The sequence below is a fragment of the Psychrobacter sp. genome, assembly GCF_030457785.1.
In the GTDB taxonomy this organism is placed as follows: Bacteria; Pseudomonadota; Gammaproteobacteria; order Pseudomonadales; family Moraxellaceae; genus Psychrobacter.
The window spans coordinates 1-3,887 of record NZ_JAKDUI010000234.1 but is presented as its reverse complement, the minus strand read 5'-3'; the positions used below and the strand labels follow the sequence as shown (position 1 = coordinate 3,887).

At 45.3% G+C, this 3,887-nt stretch carries 3 protein-coding genes; all 3 read left to right on the top strand.

Annotated features, from left to right (window positions below; all coding sequences use genetic code 11):
* The coding region (locus L0J61_RS09865) for a CorA family divalent cation transporter (protein WP_301466274.1) at positions 1-255 on the top strand (255 nt) is incomplete at its 5' end.
* 186 nt (positions 256-441) lie between these two features.
* Positions 442-2,121, top strand: coding sequence for a chromosome condensation regulator RCC1 (locus tag L0J61_RS09860; RefSeq protein ID WP_301466273.1), 1,680 nt, complete (start codon positions 442-444; stop codon positions 2,119-2,121).
* A 257-nt stretch (positions 2,122-2,378) separates the two neighbouring features.
* Entirely contained in the window at positions 2,379-3,824 is a 1,446-nt protein-coding gene (locus L0J61_RS09855; protein ID WP_301466272.1) for a di-heme oxidoredictase family protein, read from the top strand.
* The last annotated feature ends 63 nt before the right edge of the window (positions 3,825-3,887 follow it).

The window sequence follows — 3,887 nt, the reverse complement described above, 5'->3', positions numbered from 1 at the left end:
CTAAATGAGATGCTAAGCGTGATGATGAATACCTATATGGCTATGGTCGATATGGGACAGAACGAAGTCGTCCGAAAGCTTGCTGCTTGGGCAGGTATATTAGCTGTCCCTACTGCCATCGCTGGTATCTACGGTATGAACTTTGATTTTATGCCTGAGCTGCATTGGCGCTATTCGTACCTAGTCATCATGATTATTATTGGTGCATTGTGTGGGACTCTATACTACAACTTTAAACGACTTAAATGGCTGTAGCACTCATTTTATAGCGCACGTTTTAAGATTTGACAAAAAAGCCTCATATAAAAAGGCTTTTTTTAATCTACATTCAAATATATATTGATAATAACTATCATTTGTAATATTATTTGCATTCAATTATTGCTGTATTCTTACTGTACTTATCACTCAATCACCCCTTTGCATCTCTCGAGGTTTTTTATGCGCTTAAATCGTCTTACACATGCCATTGCTTGCGTGGCTGCTACATTAGCCCTAACAGCTTGCAATAGCGATTCTGATACGACCACCACTATTGTAGATGCGACGCCACCATTATTGACCACTGATAGCAACTTCGAAGATGGTTATAGTGCAATCGCAGCCGTGTTTGTGTCAGGACAAGTGCAAGATGAAGGTGGTATCAAGTCTTTAACCTACACGCAGAATGACAATCCTGCTCAAACAGTAACACTAGATACCGACGGTAATTTCAATGACAGCATCTCATTAGCATTGGGTGAAAACACCATTGTTTTAGAAGCCACAGACAATGCTGGTAACAGCATGAGCACCACCAAAACCATTTACTTGGGTGATACCATCGCTGCGGGCGGTGCTCATACTGCAGCCTTGCGTGATGGTCAACTATATGGTTGGGGCCGTAATAACTATGGACAAACAGGTCTTGGACTAACCACCAGATTTTCCGATGCTATGGGACACCCAAGCACACCTATGCTGATGAACAGTGCACCGGAAAACTTGCTATCCATAAGTTTTAATCAAAACCACTCACTCGCTATCGACCAAACAGGCCAAGTATATAGCTGGGGTGAAGATGAATACGGACAGTTGGGTCGTGGTGATATTGGTCGTAATGACTGTAGCGGTACCGAAGACTGTCGTCTGGATATCAGTGCCATCGCAGGTATTGAAAATGCGGTCATGGTCGCAGCTGGCTATGGGCACAACCTGGTACTTACTGAAGATGGTAGCGTTTGGGCATTTGGTTACAACGCTCAAGGTCAGCTCGGTGATGGGACAAGCACAGATAGCAGCACGCCTGTTGAGGTTGATTTTTCAGCGGCTACAAATATTGGACGCATCGTACAAGTCGTTGCTAGTGCCAATAGCTCCTATGCGCTAGATGATAAAGGTCAAGTCTGGGGCTGGGGTAGCGACATGTATGCCAACCTAGGCAAAGGTACCGCTTGTACTACTGCTAATGACTGCATCAATGTCAACGCCCAACCTGTGCTTATTGATGTCCTTAACAGCACCAGTGCTACGGATTCATCTGATACTAGCGCAACAACAGAAGTAGAAAAAGTCACTCAGTTGGCTGCTGGACGAGATCATGTGTTAGCACTGACCAACCAAGAATCCGTTTATGGCTGGGGACTAAATGCTTCTAGCCAAGTAGGTTACAACGGCGATATCTACAGTGAGACTGAATCAGCGTGGGATCTTACCATTACCGCGCCAACCAAACTGACTTGGTTTACTGACAAGGAAGTGCGCCGTGTTTATGCCAATGGTAACGCCAGCTATGTGCTGCTAGATGACGTCACCACAGCTAACGGCTCAGTAAATGATGGCGTACTCTATTCGTGGGGCATGTTTGGTGAAACCAATAGTGAAGGTAGAACCAACTATGACAACCTAGATGAACCAACGAACAAACTGCCTAACCTAGAAGATATCGAAAACATGGCAATGGGTGCCTTGCATCATATTGCTAATGACAATGATTTCGAGCCAAATGATACTGATGAAGAGCAAAATGAAGACCTATTTACTTGGGGTTGGAGCTTTGAAGGATCATTGGGCAATGAAAATACTACCAATTTTTGGATGTATAACAACCCCATTCCAGTGACACTACCTAGCCAACTGTAACTAAAAACCAGTCACCTGCCCTATCACTTAGGTGCAGGTGACTGGTGCTTTTATTCATTCAGTGACGATAGAGGTATTACTTGATGCTGGGGTTTACTCTCAGTAATCATTCTAGTGAACTATTGTATAGCTCACTATAACTTACTTCGTCATTTATACCATTATTATCGGGCTTGTTTAATTATGTTTGTTCAACTCGCCCTAATATCAAAACGCCTTCTCAGCCAACGATATCCTCAGCCATTTTAGGTCATCTCATGTCTTTACGATCAACATCGTCAATCAGATCCAGTTGTTCACCGTCCATATCTTCCACCGCTATGCGTAACACGCTACTAAGTGTCAGCATGGCATTGCTGTTGAGTGCTTGTGGCGACTCAGAAGATTCAAACAACTCAAATAGCAACACCCCGAGCATACCTGACAGCCCAGAGGTCGATACCAACTGGCAGCCAGCGGGTGGCAGCGCTACTATCTCAGCAGATATCTCACAGCCTTTTTTACAAATCATGCCAAACTTGCCGAGCAGCGCTTTAGGTGGGGTATCTCCTGGTCGTGAGTTATTTATTACAGAGTGGACCCCTGCAAATGTAGGCCGTGTACTATTTGATGGTGTCGGGCCCATTTTCAACGCAAATGCCTGCACCCAATGCCATAGCGCAGAAGGACGCAAACCTATTTATGCTGCTGATGGCATGCTCAGTGATGCTATTTTATTTCGACTAGGTGACAAACAAGGCCAAGCACACCCGCATTACGGTGAGCAAATGCAACATCAAAGCATTGACCTTAGTATCGCCACCGAAGGTATCATGCGCTACTCTACAGTTTCCGAGCAGGCTAATACACCTGCTGGTATCCAATTTAGCTTTACCCCAACTGACGCTAACCAGCCATTAGGAGACACAGCCATTAGCGGGAGAATCTCACCACAGCTGGTCGGTATGGGCTTATTAGATCTGATTTCTGAGGACAGTATTGTCGCTGCCGCTGACCCCGAAGATAGCAATAACGATCATATCAGTGGCCGCGTACATTGGGTCGATGAAGGTAGCGAGCAACGAGTTGGCCGCTTTGGTTGGAAAGCCATTAATACCAGTCTACGTACGCAAAATGCCAATGCTATGTCCCAAGATATGGGGTTGACCACTTCCGTGTTTATGGACCCCAACTGCACAATAAACCAACCCATCTGTTGGACCGCAGTGAATGGTGGCAGTCCAGAGGTATCAGATAGCAGCTTAGATGCAGTGACTGATTTTATGACAGCATTAGCCGTTCCTGAACGCCGCATAGAGGATTTACCTACTTTTAATAAAGGCGCTCAGTTGTTTGCAGAAGTTGGCTGCGCTAGCTGCCATACACCCAAACAACAAACGGCAAATAGCGAGCGCTTCCCGTCATTGTCTCAACAAACCATCTATCCCTATACAGACCTATTACTGCACGATATGGGTACAGGACTCGATGATGGCGTGAAAGAGAAAAACGCAGAGAGTTTTGAGTGGCGCACACCACCATTATGGGGTATTGGTATTGTGGCTAGCGACCCAGAAGCTCGATTCTTACATGATGGCCGCGCCAGTAGTTTAGCCGAAGCGATACTATGGCATGGTGGTGAAGCAGAAGAAACAAAAAATCGATTCACGCAGTTATCTGCCGCAGATCAACAAACATTGATGACCTTCTTGAACGGCATTTAATTCTGCTATAACAGCATCAGACTGTAGAAAAAAAGGGGCTGCTAAATCGCAGCCCCTCTTTTA

Coding starts and splice junctions, on each gene's coding strand:
- L0J61_RS09860 (WP_301466273.1), top strand. CDS start 442: ATGCGCTTAAATCGTCTTACACATGCCATTGCTTGCGTGGCTGCTACA.
- L0J61_RS09855 (WP_301466272.1), top strand. CDS start 2,379: ATGTCTTTACGATCAACATCGTCAATCAGATCCAGTTGTTCACCGTCC.